This window comes from Streptomyces sp. NPDC025784 (assembly GCF_055558435.1).
Genome location: NZ_JBVHMN010000006.1, coordinates 145,316 through 163,218 on the forward strand (window position 1 = coordinate 145,316; position 17,903 = coordinate 163,218).

At 69.4% G+C, this 17,903-nt stretch carries 14 protein-coding genes; 8 read left to right on the plus strand and 6 right to left on the minus strand.

Going from position 1 to position 17,903, the window contains the following annotated elements; genetic code table 11:
• Nucleotides 1-93: 93 nt before the first annotated feature.
• Nucleotides 94-3,366, minus strand: a complete 3,273-nt coding sequence (locus tag ACZ4IF_RS16040; RefSeq protein ID WP_467563285.1) for a LamG-like jellyroll fold domain-containing protein — start codon at nucleotides 3,364-3,366, stop codon at nucleotides 94-96.
• Between the two features lie 835 nt (nucleotides 3,367-4,201).
• On the opposite strand from ACZ4IF_RS16040, the gene ACZ4IF_RS16045 reads away from it, so the two are divergent.
• The gene (locus ACZ4IF_RS16045) at nucleotides 4,202-4,828 is read left to right on the plus strand and encodes a hypothetical protein (protein WP_467563286.1); all 627 of its coding nucleotides are present in this window, start codon (nucleotides 4,202-4,204) and stop codon (nucleotides 4,826-4,828) included.
• Nucleotides 4,829-5,196: 368 nt separating this feature from the next.
• On the opposite strand, the gene ACZ4IF_RS16050 is transcribed toward ACZ4IF_RS16045, so the two are convergent.
• On the minus strand, nucleotides 5,197-5,577 hold the full coding sequence (locus ACZ4IF_RS16050) for a hypothetical protein (protein WP_467563288.1): 381 nt from the start codon (nucleotides 5,575-5,577) through the stop codon (nucleotides 5,197-5,199).
• A 581-nt stretch (nucleotides 5,578-6,158) separates the two neighbouring features.
• Between ACZ4IF_RS16050 and ACZ4IF_RS16055 the strand changes: the two genes are divergently transcribed.
• Genes ACZ4IF_RS16055 through ACZ4IF_RS16065 form a run of 3 tightly spaced genes read left to right on the plus strand, consistent with a single transcriptional unit; the run spans nucleotide 6,159 to nucleotide 9,919 of the window.
• On the plus strand, nucleotides 6,159-7,952 hold the full coding sequence (locus tag ACZ4IF_RS16055) for an FAD-dependent oxidoreductase (protein WP_467563701.1): 1,794 nt from the start codon (nucleotides 6,159-6,161) through the stop codon (nucleotides 7,950-7,952).
• Nucleotides 7,953-7,955: 3 nt separating this feature from the next.
• Nucleotides 7,956-9,011, plus strand: a complete 1,056-nt coding sequence (locus ACZ4IF_RS16060; protein ID WP_467563290.1) for a maleylacetate reductase — start codon at nucleotides 7,956-7,958, stop codon at nucleotides 9,009-9,011.
• A complete protein-coding gene (locus tag ACZ4IF_RS16065; protein ID WP_467563292.1) occupies nucleotides 9,008-9,919 on the plus strand; it encodes a dioxygenase family protein in 912 nt (303 codons plus the stop codon). The genes ACZ4IF_RS16060 and ACZ4IF_RS16065 overlap by 4 nt, the downstream gene beginning before the upstream one ends.
• 15 nt (nucleotides 9,920-9,934) lie before the next feature.
• Here ACZ4IF_RS16065 and ACZ4IF_RS16070 read toward each other — a convergent pair whose 3' ends face one another.
• Together ACZ4IF_RS16070 and ACZ4IF_RS16075 are read right to left on the minus strand one after the other, a co-directional pair.
• Nucleotides 9,935-10,876, minus strand: coding sequence for a helix-turn-helix transcriptional regulator (locus ACZ4IF_RS16070; RefSeq protein ID WP_467563294.1), 942 nt, complete (start codon nucleotides 10,874-10,876; stop codon nucleotides 9,935-9,937).
• Entirely contained in the window at nucleotides 10,873-11,802 is a 930-nt protein-coding gene (locus ACZ4IF_RS16075; RefSeq protein WP_467563296.1) for a LysR substrate-binding domain-containing protein, read from the minus strand. Before ACZ4IF_RS16075 ends, ACZ4IF_RS16070 begins: the two co-directional genes overlap by 4 nt.
• An 83-nt stretch (nucleotides 11,803-11,885) precedes the next feature.
• Here ACZ4IF_RS16075 and ACZ4IF_RS16080 point away from each other — a divergent pair, with 83 nt between their 5' ends.
• The 3 genes from ACZ4IF_RS16080 to ACZ4IF_RS16090 are packed head-to-tail and all read left to right on the plus strand — an operon-like array spanning nucleotide 11,886 to nucleotide 14,436.
• Nucleotides 11,886-13,088 (plus strand): thiolase family protein, encoded by a 1,203-nt coding sequence (locus ACZ4IF_RS16080; RefSeq protein WP_467563298.1) that lies wholly within the window; start codon nucleotides 11,886-11,888, stop codon nucleotides 13,086-13,088.
• Nucleotides 13,085-13,756 carry a 3-oxoacid CoA-transferase subunit A gene (locus ACZ4IF_RS16085; RefSeq protein ID WP_467563300.1) on the plus strand — a complete coding sequence of 224 codons (672 nt, stop codon included), beginning with the start codon at nucleotides 13,085-13,087 and terminating at the stop codon, nucleotides 13,754-13,756. The genes ACZ4IF_RS16080 and ACZ4IF_RS16085 overlap by 4 nt, the downstream gene beginning before the upstream one ends.
• The gene (locus tag ACZ4IF_RS16090) at nucleotides 13,753-14,436 is read left to right on the plus strand and encodes a 3-oxoacid CoA-transferase subunit B (RefSeq protein WP_467563302.1); all 684 of its coding nucleotides are present in this window, start codon (nucleotides 13,753-13,755) and stop codon (nucleotides 14,434-14,436) included. Before ACZ4IF_RS16085 ends, ACZ4IF_RS16090 begins: the two co-directional genes overlap by 4 nt.
• Nucleotides 14,437-14,624: 188 nt before the next feature.
• Here ACZ4IF_RS16090 and ACZ4IF_RS16095 read toward each other — a convergent pair whose 3' ends face one another.
• Together ACZ4IF_RS16095 and ACZ4IF_RS16100 are read right to left on the minus strand one after the other, a co-directional pair.
• A complete protein-coding gene (locus tag ACZ4IF_RS16095; protein WP_467563304.1) occupies nucleotides 14,625-14,924 on the minus strand; it encodes a hypothetical protein in 300 nt (99 codons plus the stop codon).
• A 49-nt stretch (nucleotides 14,925-14,973) separates the two neighbouring features.
• Nucleotides 14,974-15,507, minus strand: coding sequence for an AAA family ATPase (locus ACZ4IF_RS16100; RefSeq protein ID WP_467563703.1), 534 nt, complete (start codon nucleotides 15,505-15,507; stop codon nucleotides 14,974-14,976).
• 907 nt (nucleotides 15,508-16,414) lie between these two features.
• Here ACZ4IF_RS16100 and ACZ4IF_RS16105 point away from each other — a divergent pair.
• Nucleotides 16,415-17,851 carry a VCBS repeat-containing protein gene (locus tag ACZ4IF_RS16105; RefSeq protein ID WP_467563306.1) on the plus strand — a complete coding sequence of 479 codons (1,437 nt, stop codon included), beginning with the start codon at nucleotides 16,415-16,417 and terminating at the stop codon, nucleotides 17,849-17,851.
• Nucleotides 17,852-17,903: the final 52 nt, after the last annotated feature.

The window sequence follows — 17,903 nt, forward strand, 5'->3', positions numbered from 1 at the left end:
GTTGTGGACCCCCGCATGGCCCCGCACAGCGGTGGTCCCGGTGGCGTGAGGTCTCCCTCCCGCCACCGGGACCACGTTCATGGGCGCTGCCGGCTACGGCTTCTCCTCGCGGTAGAGGTCGCTCACCTCCTCGGCGGTCAGAGCCCGGTCGACGGCGTGGACCTCGTCCACCGCGCCGTTCCAGAAGTCGACGTTCGAGCCGTCCCAGTGGGCACGGCCGACGGTCAGCGGGCCGGTGCTCGGGAAGGCGGCGCCGCCGGTGGCCGTCGCCGCGAGCTTTCCGTCGAGGTACAGCCGGATCTCGTTGGTGCCGGCGTCGCGTACGCCGACGAGGTGGTACCAGCGGCCGGTCTCCGCGGCGACGGCCACCTGGGCGCGGCGCTCACCGGGTGTGCTGAAGGCGAAGTTGCCGTGACCGTACTGCAGGTAGAACGAGTTGGCCGTTGCACGAGAGTCCTGGCTGACCGCGGTGGCGTAGTTGCCGGGGAGGCCGTCGAGCCGGACCCAGGCGGACACCGAGTAGCTGCCGCTGGTGTCGAGCACTGGGCCCGAGGTCTCCGCGTACTGCTTCTGGCCGTCGAGCTTCAGGGCACTGCCGCTGACGCCGTCGGTCCAGGAAGCGCCCTCGCGCAGGGTGAGGGGGGTTCCGTTGGGACCGGTGTCCTTGGCCGTGGTGCCGGTGCCCTCGTCGAGGCTCCAGTGCCCGCCGCCCTTCAGTTCCTTCTGGCCCGCCGCGGCGCCGGCGGCGATGACCTTGAGGTTGATCTTCCGTACCTCGGCGGCGTCCATCTTGATGTCGCGCCGGTCGTACGTGTAGAGGCCGTTGAGCTCGTTCTCCAGATCGGTGATCTGTGTGTACACCGAGCCGGAGAGTTCGGCGCCGGCCTGCTCGAGGTAGAACTTCTCGGTGTTCTCCACGTACTTGCGGGTCAGCTCCGCCTTGGTGGTGACACCGCTGTAGATCACCGTGGGGGCTCCCGGCCACATGTGGCCCGGGGACCGTAGCGTGAAGCCGCCGTGCTCGCCGTCCATGGCGGCCCGCTTGTCGTCGGGGAAGGGCGGGTCATCGTTGTTGTAGTCGTGGTGGTCGATGATGTCGCCCTTGCCCGAGTCACCCTTGGAATTGCAGCAGTTGACACCGCTGTGGGTGTTGACGACACGGGTGGGGTCGGCTGCCTCGACCGCCTCGGCGATCCGGCCGGTCTCCTCGCGGTTCCACTCGCCCCAGCCCTCGTTGAAGACGATCCAGCCGATCACGGAAGGCGAGTTGTGGTGCTGGCTGACCATCTCCCGGCCCTGGTCGACGAACGCCTTCTGACCCGTCTCGTTGGTGATGTTGCCGGAGACGAAGTCCTGCCAGACGAGCAGGCCGAGCTTGTCGGCGTGGTAGAACCACCGCGCCGGCTCCACCTTGATGTGCTTGCGGACCGCGTTGAAGCCGAGCTTCTTGTGCGCCTTGAGGTCGAAGGCCAGGGCGTCGTCGCTGGGCGCGGTGTAGAGACCGTCGGGCCAGAAGCCCTGGTCGAGGGTGGCGAGGGAGAAGATCGGCTTATGGTTGAGGACGAGCTTGTTGAAGCCGCCCACCTTCTCGATGCCGACCTTCCGCATACCGAAGTAGCTGCGGACCTTGTCGCTCGACCTGCCGTCGGTCAGGGTGACGTCGAGGTCGTACAGGTACGGGTCGTCCGGGCTCCACAGATGTTGCTTCGCCACGGGCAGGGTGAGCTGCTTGTCCGCCGCCCCGCTGACCTTGCCGACGACCTGGCCGCGGGCGTCACGGGCGACGGCCTCCACACGGGCGGAGGGGGAGGCGCCTGCGGCGTCGACCTTCACCGCCAGGGTGCCGGTGTCGATGTCGGGCGTGGTGACAACGTTTTCGATCGAGGCGGGAGCCACGGGCTCCATCCACACGGTCTGCCAGATACCTGAGCTCTGTGTGTAGAAGATGCCGCCCGGGTTCGTGGACTGCTTGCCCATGGGCTGGTCCGCGCCACCGGTGTCGGTGACGGCGACCACGATCTCCTGCTTGCCGGTGCCCTTCAGGGCGTCGGTGATGTCGGCACTGAAGGCGTTGTAGCCGCCGGTGTGGTCGGCGACCTTCGTGCCGTTGACGTAGACGCGGGCCTGGTAGTCGACGGCGCCGAAGTTGAGCTTGAGCCGGTTGGAGCGGTCGCTCTTGCCCACCTTCCAGCTCTCGGGCACATCGATGAGCCGTCGGTAGAACATGTGGTCCTCGTGCCGCTCGAGCCCGGAGAGCTGCGACTCGACCGGGTACGGCACGGTGATCTTCTCGTCGAGGTTCTTGCCGAAGACCGGCTGTTCGCCGGCCTTGGCGCCGCTGAACTGCCAAGGCCCGTTGAGGTTCTGCCACTTGGACCGCTTCTGCTGCGGGCGCGGGTACTCGGGCAGCGGGTGATTCTTGTCCACCTCGTCGCCCCACTTGGTGGTGAGGCGGTGGGTGGAGTCGTTCTCCGCGTAGCGGATGACCTTCGGGACGGCCTTGCCGCCCGTCGTCAGACCGCCCTCACCGTCGTAGGAGACCCGGACCAACTGGTTCTTCTGGATGGGCTCCGAGAGGTTGACGTAGAGAGAGGAGGAGTCCCCGGGGACGGAGGTGACCGAATCGATCGGCATGGCGGTCGTGTCGGCCTCGACCTTCAGATGGTCCTTGACCGACGGGAGGCCGCCCACCCTGCCCTCGAAACGGGCACGCAGCCGCCGCCCGTTCTCGGCGACGGTCGGCTCCACCGGGAAGACCTCGAAGTCGGCCGGCGGGGTGAACGCGGACATCGGCACGACCTGCTTGGCGAGCGTCGGCGTCGACCAGCGCAGGTACATGTTGGCGCCGCCGGTGTCCTGGAACAGTTCCAGGCGGAACGTGTGCTTCTCACCAGCGGTCAGTCGGACGGGCTGGCTGGTCTGTTCCCGGTCCCAGTCACCCACCCAGTGGTCGATGACGGGCTTGTCGTCGATGAAGAGCCGGAAGCCGTTGTCGCCGATGGCGTAGAAGGTGTAGTCACCCGTGGCCGGCGCCTCTATCTGGCCCGTCCAGCGGGCGGTGGTGTGCTCGGTCTTCCCGGTCAACTCCTTGAAGGTGTCGGTCAGACCGGAGAAGTTGATCTGCGGGTCGAGTGTCGTCCCACCGAGTTCGGCGAAGTCCCGGGCGCCGGGGGCCGACATGCTGAAGTACTCGCCCTTGAGACCATGCGTCTGGACGGCGGCCTGTTCGGCGGCGAGTGCGGAGGCACTGCCCGTCGACTCTGCGGCTGCCGCGGCGGGCAGCAATCCGCTCGGGGGCAGCACCAGGGCCGCGGTGGCGAGCAGCGCCAGCACTCTGGCTCTGGGGCGGGTGTCGTGTCGTGTCATCGAACCTTTCCTCGTACAGAGGCCGTGACCGCGTCCGACCGCCGGGGCAGGGTCGCGTGCTCCTGTGAGGGAGCCCGCAGGGAGAAGCTGCACACCGGCTGAGGCACGTTCGGCGAGGCGGCCTTTTCAACGTTGGAAACCCTCTGCCAGCGGTATGACAGCACGCCCTCAGGAGGCTGTCCAGACCTCTCGCAGCACTTCGTCTCCAGACGCCACGGCGAGCAGGTGCCCGGAGCCCTCGAAGTCGTCCGATACGGCAGACGCCTTGTCGAGGAGGCCTTACGCCCGTCAAAGCGCCTCGCCAACCCACTAGTTGGGGCAGGCCGCGCCCGGTCGGCTGCGCGCTGTCGAATGCGCGAACGACCGTGCGAGCAGGTGTTCCCGACCGGGAACGCCGGACCGCGCCGGCACCGGCGGCCTACAGCGTCCCGGCACCCGCCGCACCCGAGCTGAGCACCGTTGACCGTCAGTGGGAACAATCCTCGTAGCGGGCCGCGGAGTTGCTCGATTCTCGGTGGCCGGACTCACCCTGCCTGCAGGGCACCATCGGCGAGACACCGGCGAAGCGCACTGGCACTCGGCCTCGCGTCATCGTGGCAGTCCCGGCGTCGCGAGCAGGTCTGCGCTCCGGCCCCGGCCGTCCTCGATCTGCTGGATTTCAGCCATGCGTCTGAGGACAACGCGCCTGCCTCCCGTACTATCGCTGGAACCGAGGTGTGCGGTAGCAACATTCACTGCCCGCACCGCAGCAGGCTGAACAGCACACGATGAGACTTCACATGCACCGCGCCCCTGCCGTCCGTCGGCCGCGGCGCCCGGAAGGGGTGTGAGCATCATGGCCGAAACCACCACCGTGACCACCGAGTTGACCTCGCAGTACAGCGCGCAGGTGGCCGGGGACCTTGAGCGGAATCTCAAGGAACAGGAACGTATTGTCGGTGAGATCGAGGCGTTGCAGGCGCAGTTGAGTGCTCTGCAGCACGACCAGAGCGTCCTGGAGAACGTACAGCAGGCCCTGGGCGTGCCGGCGCCGCTCGCCGAGTCTGCCCCTGAGGCCGCCGCAGCAGTGCCCGCTCCTCGCAAGAAGACGGCGACAGCATCGGGCACAGGCAGGAAGCCGCGGGCGGCGAAGAAGTCCGTGGACACGCCGCGAGGGAAGAGCAGCAAGAAGGGAGGGGGCAAGGCGCCGGCCGCGCCGTCGTCCCTCCCCAAGCTCGTCGACCTCGTCCGCGCACACCTGGCGGACAGCGGTGAGCCCCGCTCCGCCGCTGAAGTCGCCACCGCGCTGGGACAGCAGCACCCCGAGCGTGCCATCAAGAACACGGTCGTGCGCACCACGCTCGAAGGGCTGGTGGCCAAGAATCGAGCCCAGCGTAGCAAGCAGGGCTCATCGGTCTTCTACACCGCCCCGGAGGGCTCAGAGTCGGCCCGGGAGACGCCGGCCACGCAGCAGTCCGCTTGAGCGCTGACGCCTCACCCGTTCAGTGCGGTCGGACCGCACCAGGCACGCTGCTGCCGCGCGCGGCGACACCCGGCGCGCCGTAGCGGCGGCCCTGGTCGACTCGGGCGCCACGTGCGGATTTCGAGGTGAAGGCTGTCGGCCTCCGCACGCATGCGTCGGGGTTTCCACCAGCCATCGGTGCACGGCCGCGGTGACGTCTTCGCCAGTGGCGTCGACGCGGCGGGCGAGGTCCGCGGCGTCGAAGCCGCAGGTGGTGTCGGAGCCGTGGCAGCGTTCCTCGGCGTGGTCGGCGCGCTGGACGACCTCGCGGCGGATGCCCGGCGAGTCGGCACCAAGTCCGGCACGCCATGGGACGCAGGACCGGCTCCTCAGGCCGGCGGACCCCCGAACAGCGCCCTCACCGCCTCCGCCAGCGAGGTCGCGGGCCTGGCGAGAACCCGCCGGAGGTCGTCCGTCTGCCGTTCCAGCGCGCCGGAGCGCACCTGGTCCTCGATCCAGCCCTGGGCGCCTGGCAGACGCTCTTGCCGTTCGTGCGCAGTGACCGATGTGCCGGCGGTGACCCGGGTCAAGGTCTCGGTCGGCCGCGGGTAGGTCCACAGCGCGCCGGTGAAGTCGTAGGCATGGCCGGCGTGGTGGTCCTCGGTCAGGACGCGTGCTGCGGCCGCGGCGAGATCGTCACGCGCGGCGGTGTTGAGTCCGCGCCCGCCGGTTCCGTCGGCCAGTTCCCCGGTCTGGAGAACCTCCTTCAAGCCCGGCTTCAGGAACGCGCCGCCGTCGAACGGGTGGCGCCGTATCGAGGCCGGGCTTTCGGCGTCATGGAGACAGCTCCGTCGGTCCCGCCGGCGATCGGTGTGCGCCGTACGGCCCGTCGCCACGTGCTGATGGGCAGCTGCTCGTGGGAGAGGTGCTCGGCTCGAAAGGTGCCATATGCACCTACAAGACGAGAGCCTTCGCACAGGGCGGGATGACCGTCGTTCGCGTGGGGGCGAACGACGGGTCCCATGTCGAGGCCGCGGTGCGACATGCGCCCGTCGGTGAGGTCGGTGGGGTGCGGCCCGTGCAGGCGCTGCCGCGGACGGCGGCTGCGCGCCGTGCCCGATCGGCGCGCGGCAGCCGCCACGGCCCGCCACCGTTGCCGACCTCGGGCGACGCGCCGAGCGTGCTTCCGGCGGTAGCGCCCAGGCAGCGTCACTACGGCTCCCGGTCTTCGCGGATCCGCCATGTCTTGGTGTTCCCGCCAACCTGGAAGCCGATCCGTTCCCCAACCGTTCGGTCGGTCCCACACTGGCGTCCTCGGCGACGATGCCGGATCGATGAAAGGCCCTTGACGATGCCCATATTCAACGACGGGATCTCCGAGACCGAAGTGCCGATCGACTCGGCGGTGACGACCGATGTCGTGGTCGTCGGTTCCGGCCCCGCGGGTGCGTCCGCCGCGCTGCTGCTGTCGACTCTCGGCGTCGACACCATCATGATCACGAAGTACCGGTGGACGGCCAACACTCCCCGCGCGCACATCACCAACCAGCGGGCCATGGAGGTCTTTCGCGATCTCGGCATCGAGGACCAGGTCCTGGCGGACGCCACCGAGCACGGCCTGGTCGGTGACACGGTGTTCTGCACCAGCATCGCCGGTGAGGAGATCGGGCGGATCCACACCTGGGGCACCCGGCCCGACCGGGAGGCCGACTACCGCCTCGCGTCTCCCTGTCTGACCGTCGACATCCCGCAGTCCTATCTGGAGCCGATCCTGGTGCGCAACGCGACCCAGCGCGGCGCCCAGACCAGGTTCTCCACCGAGTACCTGTCCCACACCCAGGACGCGGACGGCGTCACCGTGGAGGTGCTGGACCGGCTCACCGGCCAGGAATACAGCATCCGCGCGAAGTACCTGATCGGCGCGGACGGGGCCCGCTCCAAGGTCGCCGCGGACATCGATCTGCCGTTCGACGGCGCGATGGACATCGCCGGCTCGATGAACATCACGTTCAAGGCCGACATCACCCGCCTCGTCGCCCACCGGCCGTCCGTCCTGTACTGGGTCATCCAGCCGGGCTCCAACGTGGGCGGTATCGGTGCCGGTCTGGTGCGCATGGTGCGCCCGTGGAACGAGTGGCTGATCGTGTGGGGCTACGACATCTCGGAGGAACCCCCGGTCGTCGACGACGAGGCCGCCGCGCAGATCGTCCGCAATCTTCTCGGTGTCCCGGATCTCGAGGTGGAGATCACCGGCACGAGCCTGTGGGGCAACAACGAGATGTACGCGACCCGGCTTCAGCAGGGCCGGGTGTTCTGCGCGGGCGACGCCGTCCACCGGCACCCGCCGAGCAACGGCCTGGGGTCCAACACCTCCGTCCAGGACTCCTACAACCTCGCATGGAAGATCGCGGCGGTGCTCAAGGGGCATGCGGACCCTTCCCTGTTGGAGACCTACAGCGCCGAGCGGGCGCCGGTCGCGGAGCGCATCGTCAAGCGGGCCAACAAGTCCAGCCGCGAATTCATCGACATCTTCAAGGCGTTGGGTGTCCTCGATGCGACGAGTGAGGCGGAGATGACGGCCGCCATCGAGGAGCGCAAGGCCAACACCCCGGCGGGAGCCGCCAAGCGGGCTGCCCTGGTACGGGCGATGGAGCTGAAGAACTACGAGTTCAACGCTCACGGTGTCGAGCTCGGCCAGCACTACACGTCGGCTGCAGTCGTCGCCGAGGGTGCCGAACTGCCTCCCTCTGCACGCGATGCCGATCTCTACTACGAGATGTCGACCGTCCCCGGGGCGCACCTGCCGCACGCCTGGGTGGGCGACAGCGCGCACCGCAAGGCACTCATGGACCTGGCGCCCTACGACCGCTGGACCCTTTTGACGGGTATCGCGGGAGAGGCGTGGCAGGACGCGGCCGAGAAGGTCGGCAAGGACCTCGGCATCCCGCTGGACGCCGTCGTCATCGGCCCGGGCCGCGAGGTCACCGACCTGTACTACGACTGGGCCAAGCTGCGCGAGATCAGCGAGAGTGGTGTCCTGCTGGTGCGGCCCGACAAGCACATCGCCTGGCGCGCGATGGAGCTGCCCGAGAGTCCTGAGGACGCGCTGCGCACCGCCCTGCTCTCGATCCTGGGGAGGGACTGACCCGTGCAGTTCGTACACGACACATTGGCGCAGCGGGTGAGATTCGCCTCCGGCGCCGCGGCGGAGGGGCTCGCCGCCGAAGTCGCCGCGCTCGGCGCGCGGCGGGTGATGGTGATCGCGGGGGCGTCCGAGGAGAAACTGGCCGAGCGCATCACCGCCGGCCTGCCCGTGGCCCACCGGCACCACGAGGTCGTCATGCACGTCCCCGTGGAGGTGGCGCACAGGGCGCGAGCCGCTGCCGTCGAGCGGGACGTCGACGCCCTGGTCAGCGTGGGCGGCGGTTCGACCACCGGTCTGGCCAAGGCGGTCGCACTGACCACAGGGCTGCCGATCGTCGCCGTGCCCACCACCTATGCGGGCTCGGAGGCCACTGCCGTGTGGGGGATGACCGAGAACTCGGTCAAGACCACCGGCTCGGATCCGAAGGTCCTGCCGCGCACGATCGTCTACGACGCCGCGCTCACCCTCAGCCTGCCCGTCGAACTGAGCGTCGCCTCGGGTCTGAACGCCCTGGCGCACTGCGTGGACTCCCTGTGGGCCCCCCGGGCCGACCCGATCAATCAGGCTCTGGCCATCGAGGGCGCCTGGGCCCTGCGCGTCGGCCTGCCTCTGGTCGCCGCGGAACCGGATGCGATGGGGGGCCGGGAGAAGGCCCTGTACGGCGCGTACCTGTCCGCGGCCGCATTCGCGTCGGCGGGCTCGGGTCTGCACCACAAGATCTGCCATGTGCTGGGCGGCATGTTCAACCTGCCTCACGCCCAGACCCACGCCGTCGTCCTGCCCTACGTCCTCGCCTTCAACGCTCCCGGCGTCCCGGGCGCCGAGCGGCGTCTGGCAGCGGCCCTCGACGCTCCCAGCGCGAGCGAGGGGCTGGCGCGGCTGTGCGACCGGCTGCGCGCCCCGCGCTCGCTGCGCGATCTCGGGATGCCTGCCGACGGCATCGCCGAAGCCGCCCAGGCCGTCGTGGCGGCCGCCCCGGCCGGCAACCCCCGGCCGGTCACCCTCGACGCGATCACCGACCTCGTCCGAAGCGCCTGGGAAGGAACCGATGCCCCATGACCCCCGACCTCACCACCCCTGGTGCCCCGGTCCCGGCTGAGCAGCAGGAGCGGGAAGCCGCGATCACCCGCGAGGTGCTCGAGTCCTTCGACGGCTGCACCGATCCTCGGCTGCGCGAGATCATGCGGTCCCTGGTCCACCACCTGCACGACTTCGTGCGGGAGGTCCGTCTCACCGAGCGGGAATGGAACGCGGGGATCGAGTTCCTGACCCGCACCGGTCACATCACCGACGAGCGTCGCCAGGAGTTCATCCTGCTGTCGGACGTGCTCGGCGCCTCCATGCAGACGGTCGCCGTCAACAACACGGCGCACGGCGACGCCACCGAGGCCACCGTCTTCGGGCCCTTCTTCGTCGAGAACAGTCCAGAGATCGATCTCGGCGGAGACCTCGCCTTCGGCGCGCCCGGACAGCCCTGCTGGGTGGAAGGCACCGTCACCGACACCACCGGGAAGCCGGTCACCGGAGCGCGGATCGAGGTGTGGGAGGCGGACGAGGACGGCTTCTACGACACGCAGTACGGCGACGAGAGGATCGCGGCGCGGGCACATCTGTTCACCGACGCCGATGGCCGCTACCGCTTCTGGGGGCTGACGCCGACGCCCTACGCCATTCCCCACGACGGTCCGGTCGGCGGGCTGCTGGCGGCGACCGGCCGTTCACCCATGCGTGCCTCGCACCTGCACTTCATGGTCAGCGCTCCCGCCCTGCGCACCCTGGTCACGCACATCTTCGTCAGCGGTGACGAACTCCTTCGCAGCGACGCCGTGTTCGGGGTGAAGGAGTCGCTTGTGAAGGACTTCCAGGTGCAGCCGCCGGGTACGCCCGCGCCGGACGGGCGCGACCTGAGCGACCGTTCGTGGTCGAAGGTCCGCTTCGACATCGTCCTGGCGCCCGAGGGGAGTTGACGGGGCTGTGCTGCGTCAGGGCTGTGCGCGGGCCTGACGCAGCACATCGGTGGCGCGCAGCCCGAATCGCTGCTTGAACCGGTGGGAGAAGTGGGTGGCCGATCCGAACCCGCAGCGCGCGGCGGCTTCGGTCACGGTCGTCACTCCGCCCTGCTGCAGCAGCGTTCGGGCACGCTCGAGGCGGCGGTGGAGCAGGTACTGCGGCACGGTCGTGCCGCCCGAGGAGAAGACCCGTGACAGGTGGCGCTCGCTGATCCCGACGCCGCGGGCGATGCGGGCCGCCGAGAGACCCGGGTCGGTCAGATGCTCGTCGATGTATGCCTTGGCGACGGTCAGGTGGACTGCGGTGAGGGACGCTGTTCGACCGGTCACCATGGAGGCGAGCAGGTCCAGCAGGACGTCCTCGTCCACGTCGGCGGAGCTTTCCGGGCGCAGTGCCTGGGCGGCGAGCGTGGCCAGCGTCCTGGTCTGGACGACGGCGTCGTCGCCGATGACCAGCGGTCGCGCCAGAGACACCGGCCCTCCGAGCTCGTGCCAGACCTCGTGGGGGATCTTGATCGCGAGTTCCTCGAGGCCGTGCGAGAAGCCGCGCATGAAGGGCTGGTCGGCGTCGCAGACGAGCATCTGCCCGGGGTGCAGCAGGTGGACTCCGTCGTCGTGGTAGAAGAACGCGTCGCCGGCCAGGGTCAGGTAGCAGGCCACGGCTGCGGACGGGACACGGCGGATCTCCGCCTGGGGCCGTTCGACGACGTGCGGGCTGCCGAGCACGCGTGCCACATGCGCCCGGGGGAGCTGCAGGTTGATCTCCGTGGCGTTCAGGGCCGTGTCCTGAAGGGCGCGGCAGCGCAGGCCGATGAGGGCCGTGGCGTTGTGCTCTTCCCACAAGGCGATGCGTTGTGCCTCGGGAAGGCCGACGGTGCTGAAGCGCACCGGGGCGTCTGTCGTCCCGCTCGTCATTTCTCCAGAGTAGGGGTAGCGGCCGCGCTCTCCGGGTGTTCCAGATCGTGGGCGCATCGTCTGATCACGGAGGAGACCTGGTCGGTCGCGGGGGTGCTGCCCCGGGCGCGGCGGGCGAGCACCAGGTCGACGGATTCGTTCTCGGTGATCGGCACGTACGCGACGCTGCTGAGGCTGAGGCTCTGGACCGACGCGGGGACGAGGGCGACGCCGTGACCGGCGGCCACGAAGACGACGAGCGTGGCCGTCTCGCCGACCTCCATCAGTGAGGGGGGCTGGAAGCCTGCACGTCGGCAGGCGGCCAGGACCTGGTCGTACATGGAGGAGCGGGAGCGAGAGGGGTGGATGACGAAGGGCTCGTCGGCCAGCTCTTCGAGCGCGATGCGTCGTCGGCCCGCCAGTGGATGGTGGGAGGGCAGCACGGCCACCAGGGATTCGGAGCGCAGGAGCGTGGTGCGGATGTCCTCGTGCTCGACCGCGCCGCGAAGGACCGCGAGGTCGTAGGTGCCGGCGAGCAGGCCGTCGACCAGGTCGGGGGTGAGGAGCTCGCCCCGCAGATCCATGGTGACGTCGGGCATTCGGGCGCGTACGGTGCGTGCCACTTGGGGTAGCAGGTCGTAGGTGGCCGTGCCGATGAAGCCGATGGAAACGCGGCCGACGTAGCCGGTGGCCAGCTCCGTCATGTGACGTCGGGCCTGTGCGGCCTGCGCGGTCAGGGAGCGTGCGTACTCGACGAAGTGCTGACCGGCTTCGGTGAGCGCGACGTGCCGGGTGGAGCGGGTGAACAGCGCGGTCCCCAGCTCCTTCTCCAACTGCTTGATCTGCTGGGAGAGGGCCGGCTGTGCCACGTGCAGGCGAGCGGCCGCGCGGCCGAAGTGGCATTCCTCGGCCAACGCCAGGAAGTAGCGGATCTGCCGTAGCTCCATGACCCGATTCTATAAGACTTCTTTATCAATCGATCGCGATTAGGTCTTGGACGGGCCCTCCGGCGGGCTCCTACGGTGACGGTGTGAACGACAGCTATCTCTATTCGGCGGCGCGGACCCCCTTCGGCCGGTACTCGGGCGCTCTCGCCCATGTCCGGCCCGACGACCTCGCCGCACACATCATCAACGGAACTCTGGCCAGGACTCCGGCCCTGGATCCGCAAGAGATCGGCGACGTCGTCTGGGGCAACGCCAACGGCGCCGGTGAGGACAACCGCAATGTCGGCAGGATGGCCGTCCTCCTCGCCGGACTCCCCACCTCGGTGCCCGCCACGACCGTCAATCGCCTGTGCGGATCGTCCCTGGACGCCGCCCTCATCGCCTCACGCGCCATCGAGAGCGGCGACACGGACATCGTCCTGACGGGCGGCGTGGAATCCATGACCCGCGCTCCCTGGGTGCTGCCCAAGCCCGAGCGCGCGTACCCGGTCGGAAACACCACGGCGGTGTCGACCACGCTCGGATGGCGCTTGGTCAACGAGCGCATGCCGAAGGAGTGGACGGTCTCCCTGGGCGAGGCCAACGAGCAGCTGGCCGACCGCTTCATGATCTCCCGCGAGCGCCAGGACGCATTCGCCCTCCGCTCCCACCGTCTCGCCGACGAGGCCTGGAACGCCGGCTTCTACGACGACCTGGTCGTCCCCGTCCCGCAGGAAGACGGCACCGCTCTCCAGCGGGACGAGGGAATCCGCCCCGGAACCAGCATGGAGAAGCTCGCCGCACTCAAGCCGGCCTTCCGCACCGACGGCCTCATCACGGCCGGCAACGCCTCCCCGCTCAACGACGGCGCCTCGGCCGTGCTCATCGGCTCGGAGGCCGCCGCGGTCCGTATCGGCAGCGATCCCCTCGCCCGCATCGCAGGCCGCGGCGTCTCCGCACTGGACCCGCAGATGTTCGGCTTCGCCCCCGTCGAGGCAGCGAACCGGGCCCTGAAACGCGCCGGCATCTCCTGGTCCGACGTCGCCGCCGTCGAACTCAACGAGGCCTACGCGGTGCAGGCACTGGCCTGCGTGGACGCCTGGGACATCGATCCGCAGATCGTCAACGCGAAGGGCGGCGCCATCGCCCTCGGCCACCCCCTGGGCGCTTCCGGCGGCAGGCTGCTGGGCACCCTCTCCCGCCGTCTGCAGGAGTCCGGGCAGCGGTGGGGCGTCGCCGCCATCTGCATCGGCGTCGGCCAGGCACTGGCTGTCGTACTGGAGAACGTCACCGGGAACAGCCGATGACCACGCAGTTGTACACCGACGCGGACGAGGCGGTCGCCGGCATCCAGGACGGCTCGACCGTGCTCGTCGGAGGCTTCGGCATGGCCGGCATGCCCGTCTCCCTGATCGACGCCCTCATACGGCAGGGGGCCACCGACCTCACCGTCGTCTCCAACAACGCCGGCAACGGCGACACCGGCCTGGCCGCGCTGCTCGCCAAGGGACGGGTCCGCAAGGTGATCTGCTCCTTCCCCCGCCAGGCCGACTCGTGGGTGTTCGACAATCTCTACCGGGCAGGAAAGATCGAACTCGAGGTCGTCCCCCAGGGAAATCTCGCGGAACGCCTCAGGGCGGCCGGAGCCGGCATCGGCGCCTTCTTCTGCCCCACCGGCGCCGGCACACTGCTCGCCGAGGGCAAGGAGGTGCGCGAGATCGACGGCCGCACCCATGTGCTGGAGTACCCCATCAGCGGAGACGTCGCGCTGATCGGCGCCCACCGGGCCGACCGTATGGGCAACCTCGTCTACCGCAAGACCGCCCGGAACTTCGGCCCCGTCATGGCCACCGCGGCCGCCACGGTCATCGCCCAGGTCCAGGAGGTCGTCGAGACCGGAGCGATCGACCCCGAGACCGTCGTCACACCCGGCATCTACGTCGACCGAGTCGTCCAGGTGGTTGATCACGCATGAGCCAGACACCTTCACACACGCCCGGACAGGGCCCGCTGAGCAAGCACGACATCGCGGCGCTGATCGCCCGCGACATCCCGCACGGTTCCTACGTCAATCTCGGCATCGGCCAGCCCACCCTGGTCGCCGACCACCTCTCCCCCACCTCCGGCGTCGTCCTCCACACCGAGAACGGCATGCTGAACATGGGACCCGCCGCCCGGGAGGACCAGGTCGATCCGGACCTGACCAACGCCGGCAAGGTTCCCGTCACCGAACTGCCGGGCGCCGCCTACTTCCACCACGCCGACTCCTTCGCGATGATGCGCGGCGGCCACCTGGACATCTGCGTACTCGGTGCGTTCCAGGTCTCCGCGCAAGGCGACCTGGCCAACTGGCACACCGGGGCACCCGACGCCATCCCCGCGGTGGGCGGAGCCATGGACCTGGCCATCGGCGCGAAGAAGGTCTTCGTGATGATGAACCTGTTCACCCGTGACGGAACGCCCAAGCTGGTGTCCGAGTGCAGCTACCCGCTCACCGGGCTCGGCTGCGTGAACCGCATCTACACGGACCTGGCGGTGTTCGACATCACCGCGGACGGTGTGAGCGTGCGGCAGACCTTCGGCGTCGACGTGCACGAACTCAGCGATCGTCTGGGCCTGCCGTTGCTGACCGCGTCGGCGGGGCAGCCTGCCTGACAGCGGCGACAGGAGGCCTTGCGGCGTGTCGCGATCACATGCATCAGGTACCGCATCGCACCACTCGACAAGGCCTCCCGGCACTCTGTGGACGTACTGCCGGCGTGGGCGGCAGCACACCTGCCCGCCATCGAACGCGTCCGCGACGCGTTCGACACACGGAGAGCGCCCGAGCACGAGGTGGGGTGTTACTCCGGAGATGCTCCGCTGCCGTAGAAGCGCCCTCGGTCGCACAGGGCGTCGATCTCGGCGTTGTCCTCCTGGCTCAGTTGTGCGTCCAGCGCGACACTGATGACGCGTCGGGCGCGGGCCAATCGCCCAGCGACATCCCAGTCGGCGATGAACTTGCCGACGGTGTACTCATCGGCAGTTCCGGATGCCTGGCGGGATCCGAGTCGATCGAGGGATACGACGAACTCGTTCAAGTCCTGCAGTACTTCGACGGCTTCATTGAGGGGTATGCGAATCCCTCGGGATGACGTGTCCATCAGCCGATTCAACTCCAGAGCTGCACGTTCAGCCGCAGCAGGGTTCCGGTCAGCGATCCAGCGCGGGCAGGTGCGCCAGGCCGGTGTCGAGCATGATGCGGTCAACGGTCTCGTGCAGGGCGCTGTCGGCGCCGATGACGGTCTCGATACCGCCGGGCAGCAGATCGCGCGCCCGGTACCAATCGCTCAGCTGCGTCTCGCTGACGTCGTCGGCGATCGGCTTGGTGGCGTGCCGGGCCAGGGTTTCGCCGAACGATACGTCCAGGTAGTAGGCACGGGTCGGACCGCGGTGGTCGGCGCACAGTTGGGCGAGCATGTCGCCGTAGCGGTCGGCGTAGAGGATGCCTTCGACCACGACGTGGAATCCAGCATCCAGAGCGTAGCGGGCCGTCAGGCCGATCAGGCCGATGTTCGCCGCACCGGGCCGGTCCCGTTCACGCAGCACGATGCGTCGGAGGTTGTCCTGGCCGACCACGGCCAGACCGCGGCCGAACCGCTCGCGCAGACCGGCCGCGACGGACGACTTTCCCGAGGCGCTATTGCCGCGCAGCACGACCAGCCGGGTCTCTTCGGTGCCCACCATCACGGCGGTCACGCTACCGACGGCCGGTGGCAGCGCGAGGGCATTCCGGGACGGCGCCGACATCGACGCCCAGAGGGGTGGCGTCTGCTCAGTTCTTCGAGGCTGCTGCCATGGCGGACGACGCGATGCCGCTCGGGCAGGGTGTCGTTCGGATCATTCCGGGTCCGCGGGCGCCTGACCCGGACTGATCCGAACGACACCCTGCCCGGTCGTCCTTCTCACGGACGAGGGCCGATGCCTGAAAATCCTGCTCGGAGGGTAAGAGCCGCATCCGTGGGCACGATGCGTCCAAGCGCGTCGACGAGGACGCTGGGCTCATCAGCCATGAGGAGGGGTCATGAACCGTCAGATCCGGATTCGCGTCAACCGCCGGCCCGCCGCTCCGCGCGAGATGCCGATCGACCGCAGGACGCCGTCGGGACGTGTGCTGCCGTACTGACTCATCCCTGGTGATTTCCCGCACTGATCGGCTCGTGTCGACTCAGCCGTGCCGGCACCTTCACACCGACTCGCGCACCAGTGGTCGTGCGACCCCTCACGACTGTCGGACGACGAGGAGGAACACCCGGGCGACCGCATACGGCTGATCCACACCCCGAAGGCTCCTGACCGAACTCCGCCTCCGGTGCCGAACCACCTGGAGGCGCCAACTCGCCATCGTCCGTGGCGCAGTGGCGACGGGACACGCGCGCCGAGCGAGGCCACGCGGTGCGGGAGTATGGCGATTTCGCCCCGTTCGAGCGAGGTCTCACCGCGTTCACAGGTGGCCTTTGTGAACGGCGGGGGAAATCATGCCCTCTTCCAGGGCAACCCCGTCCCGCTCGGGTGAGTCGAACTGTGCGGCGTGGAGAGGATCTTGAGCCTCGTCACGCCGCACTCCTCTGTCTCCACGACTTCCGGAGCCGATGTGTCCTCCCCGTCTCGTCCCTCCCGTACGCGCACTCTCGCGACGGCCATCGCTGTCGTCCTTGCCGCCGGAGCCCTGCCGGCACTGGCCTCCGCGGCGAGTGCCGCTCCCCGGCGCGCCGCCCACGAGTTGCGCGCCGCCCACGAGTTGCGCGCCGACTTCAATGGCGACGGCTACGAGGACCTGGCCGTCGGCGCGCCGTATGCCACCGTGGGGGGCAAGGCCCGCGCGGGCTATGCGGCCGTGTTGTACGGGTCCGCTTCGGGGCTTTCGGCGAAGAAGGTGTACTCGCAGGCGTCCGCGGGCATCCCCGGCGCGGTCGAGGAGGGCGACCTGTTCGGCAGCCGGCTCACCACGGCTGACCTGGACGGCGACGGGTACGCCGATCTGCTCGTCGATTCCGGGAACGAGCGCTGGAGTCAGGACGGCATCGGCCGGCAGGGCAGCCGCACGGTGCTGTGGGGCGGTTCGAAGGGCGTCGGCTCCGGCACGCTGCTGCCCGCCGAGGGCACCGGTATCGGGCAGGCGTATCGGACCGTGGCCGGTGACTTCGACGGCGACGGGCACCAGGACCTGGCGCACAACGGCCGTGTGCTGTTCGGCCCGTTCGGGCGCGACGGCCGCCCGGCGAACACGCAGGAGGGCGCGGCCTTCAGCGACGGCGACCTGAACACGGTCGCTGCGGCGGTCGGGGACACCGACGGCGACGGTGTCGACGACATCGTGACGCTGGCACGGACGTACGACCCGGACGACGAGGGAAACTACGGCACCTACGTGTACTACGCGCGGGGCGGCCGCGACGGACTACGGGCCCCCGTGCGGCTGTCGGACCTGACCGGGCCGCCCGCCGACACCGTGGCGCTCGGCGATCTCAACGGTGACCACCGGGCAGATCTCGTCGTCGGCGGAGCGTACCTGCGGATCGTCCACTCCGGCCCGCGGGGCCTCGTCTCCGGCGCTCCCCAGGTGATCACCCAGGACACGCCGGGGGTACCGGGCAGCCAGGAGGCCGGGGACGGGTTCGGCCGGTCGGTTTCTGTCCGTGACGTCGACGGCGACGGCTGCGGGGACATCGTCGCGGGCATCCCGTACGAGGACTTCGGCCGGGTGCGGAACGCGGGCACTTTCGCGGTCGTACCGGGCGGCCGTTCGGGGGCGACCGGCGCCGGCACCAAGGTGTTCAGCCAGGACAGCACGGACGTGCCGGGGACCGCCGAGTCGGGGGACGCCTTCGGTTCCACCACCCACCTGGTGGACGGCAATGGCGACGGCAGGGCCGAGCCGGTGGTCGGTGCGTCCGGGGAGGACGCCGGCGCGGGCGCGTTCTGGGTGTTCCCGGGACGAACGACCGCCCGAGGCTCCTTCGCGGTCACCGCCCGGACCCTCGGCACGGTCGCGACGGGCGCCGGGCTCGGTTCCGCGCTCCCCGACTGAACTGCCCCTCGCCCCTCCCACCACGTCAGGACAGCCATGATGTCTTCCTCGC

Bases quoted from the DNA above. Each gene is read 5' to 3' on its own strand.
- ACZ4IF_RS16090 (WP_467563302.1), top strand. From the start codon at position 13,753: ATGAGCCAGACACCTTCACACACGCCCGGACAGGGCCCGCTGAGCAAG.
- ACZ4IF_RS16055 (WP_467563701.1), top strand. From the start codon at position 6,159: ATGCCCATATTCAACGACGGGATCTCCGAGACCGAAGTGCCGATCGAC.
- ACZ4IF_RS16095 (WP_467563304.1), bottom strand. From the start codon at position 14,924: ATGGACACGTCATCCCGAGGGATTCGCATACCCCTCAATGAAGCCGTC.
- ACZ4IF_RS16100 (WP_467563703.1), bottom strand. From the start codon at position 15,507: ATGGTGGGCACCGAAGAGACCCGGCTGGTCGTGCTGCGCGGCAATAGC.
- ACZ4IF_RS16085 (WP_467563300.1), top strand. From the start codon at position 13,085: ATGACCACGCAGTTGTACACCGACGCGGACGAGGCGGTCGCCGGCATC.
- ACZ4IF_RS16075 (WP_467563296.1), bottom strand. From the start codon at position 11,802: ATGGAGCTACGGCAGATCCGCTACTTCCTGGCGTTGGCCGAGGAATGC.
- ACZ4IF_RS16040 (WP_467563285.1), bottom strand. From the start codon at position 3,366: ATGACACGACACGACACCCGCCCCAGAGCCAGAGTGCTGGCGCTGCTC.
- ACZ4IF_RS16045 (WP_467563286.1), top strand. From the start codon at position 4,202: ATGGCCGAAACCACCACCGTGACCACCGAGTTGACCTCGCAGTACAGC.
- ACZ4IF_RS16070 (WP_467563294.1), bottom strand. From the start codon at position 10,876: ATGACGAGCGGGACGACAGACGCCCCGGTGCGCTTCAGCACCGTCGGC.
- ACZ4IF_RS16065 (WP_467563292.1), top strand. From the start codon at position 9,008: ATGACCCCCGACCTCACCACCCCTGGTGCCCCGGTCCCGGCTGAGCAG.